Below are 2,046 nucleotides of genomic sequence, written 5' to 3'. Positions count from 1 at the left end.
CCACGGAGGCCGATTGGGAGGCGATCACACCGTTCACCTACGGACGATGGGACGCCGTCAGCCAGGCCCACGTCGCCCAGGAGGCGGACCAGCGGAACGCGGACGCGGCGGCCGCCTATTACTCGGCCGGTGCTTTGGCCCCAGAGGCCACGAGATCCGCGCTAGCACGGCTGGGGGCGCAGGTACTTCTCGTCGCGGGCGAGTACGACGTCGCGCTTCCACCGAAGTGCGCCGCCGAGTACGCCAGCCTGTTCCCTCAGGCCGAGCTGGCCGTGCAGCCGGGAGGCGGACATTCTCCCTGGCTCGACGGTCCGGAATGGTTCGTGCGGACACTGACCGGGTTCCTGCGCTGACGGATATTCGAGGGCCCGGCATGCTACAGCTGGCGGCGTCACGACTGGCGCTGGGTGGATGACCACCGGGGACCGACACCAGCAGCAGATTTCGGGTCGGATGCCTGAGCCCGTACGCAAAGTGCCGGTCGTGCCGGTTATCTGACGCTGGCGAAGATCGGGTTGGTGTAGAACCAGAGATCCTCCCAGGGGTTCACTTCGCCAGGGATGTCGATCGCAGGTCCGGCCGGGTCGATGTCGGCGCCCAGGAAGCCGGGCTGACTGCGCTTGCCGTCGGTGCCGCGGACGCGCAGATACATGTCGTGTTCGACCTCGACAACGTAGACCAGCTCGATCGATCCGGTATTGCCGCTGGTGTCCCAAGACTTCACCACTCTGGTGTCGGGCGCGTAGAGCGTGTCATGGTCGTCGGCGGGGCCGGTCACTCTGCCGATGATGAGATCGACTCGGGCGAGTTCGGGTAGGAGCCCGGCATAGTTGACCCGGTCGGCCAGGTCGATGGCGATAGTCAGCTCAACTTCGGTGCCGGCCCGAACCGACAGGTTCTCGCCGAGTGTCACCTCGCGCCCGCGGCCCCGATGCCTGCTGGATCGCAACTGCACTTCGAGTCCGCTGATCAGATCGCCGAAGCAGGTCCACATGCGTCCGGCACGCATCGCCTCCATGACGGCCTCGTGGCCGAAGTCGGTGGCGCCGACCCAGGTCTTGTTGTAGGCGCCGGGCGGGAACGAGCTGTACTCGGTGACGGGTCGACCGACGCCGACTGGCGGCGGGTAGACGCCGGTGGTGTTGAACGTGTCGCCGTCGTCGTTGTAAGGGATTCCGTCATAGCCGGTTTGGTTGAGCGGGTCGACCGGGTTCTTGACCCAGTCACCGCAGCCCTGGTGCCCATCCGAGGTGGTGGTGATCCACCACTTGCGGCCTTCGGACAGGAGGCTGTCCCATAGGCCGCCGACGGTCGCGGTCATCCAGTCATGGCCTCCCCAGGTGCGATAGCTCTCCTCGGGGTAGCCCGGGAAGGATTCGCCACCGGGGCCGCTGTCATAGAGGCCGCGGCCGCGCGCCATGCCAGGCGCGGGTAGCCCGGCGGCCTGATGGCCGGGTGCTCCTTCGAAGCCGATGACGATGTCGGGCGCAGCGTCTTGCCAGGCGCGAAGCTCGGCCGGGGAATCGATGCCCTTGCGGGAGGGGTGGTTCGGCAGGATGAGCGCATCCGACAGCCGGCGGGAGTCGACCATGCTCTGGACGAACTGGATCGCCTCGATCGCGAGCGCCTCGTTCGCGGCAGTGCCGTCGCGTGCGTCGACCACGCGGGCGTCGTAGGCGTTGACGAAGTCCTGCAGGACCTCGGCCTCAAACCGGCCGGGCGCCATCATGAACGTCGTGTGTTCTCCGGCGGGGATGTTCCATTCCAGGCCGTTGAAGATCAGCAGGTCCTCACCGTAGCGCTCGCGGGCCGCGACGATATCGGCGCGCTGGGGCGTGATGCTGTGGGTGGCGAAGGGCTCGTTGCCGTGGTCAGTGATCACGATCCAGTCCAGGCCGCCGTCGAGGGCTCGGGCGGCCTGGTCGTCGATGCGATACATCGCGTCGTTGCTGTACTGGCTGTGCATGTGGTGGTCGCCGACGAGCCAGACATACCGGCCGCGCCTGTGCCTGCCGTGGGCGGTGTCCGGCTTGGCCTCCGCACGCA

The 2,046-nt window shown here is 67.3% G+C and carries 2 protein-coding genes; one reads left to right on the top strand and one right to left on the bottom strand.

Annotated features, from left to right (window positions below; translation table 11 throughout):
• Positions 1–353 (top strand): alpha/beta fold hydrolase (locus ELR45_RS38745; RefSeq protein ID WP_205857066.1); only part of this gene is annotated, 353 nt, incomplete at its 5' end.
• Positions 354–490: 137 nt separating this feature from the next.
• Here ELR45_RS38745 and ELR45_RS22590 read toward each other — a convergent pair.
• On the bottom strand, positions 491–2,046 hold a 1,556-nt coding region (locus ELR45_RS22590), incomplete at its 5' end, for a PHP domain-containing protein (protein WP_129668467.1).

The sequence above is a fragment of the Phytoactinopolyspora endophytica genome, from assembly GCF_004138495.1.
In the GTDB taxonomy this organism is placed as follows: Bacteria; Actinomycetota; Actinomycetes; order Jiangellales; family Jiangellaceae; genus Phytoactinopolyspora; species Phytoactinopolyspora endophytica.
The sequence above is the reverse complement of the archived record's forward strand: the minus strand, read 5'-3'. Positions and strand labels throughout refer to the sequence as shown.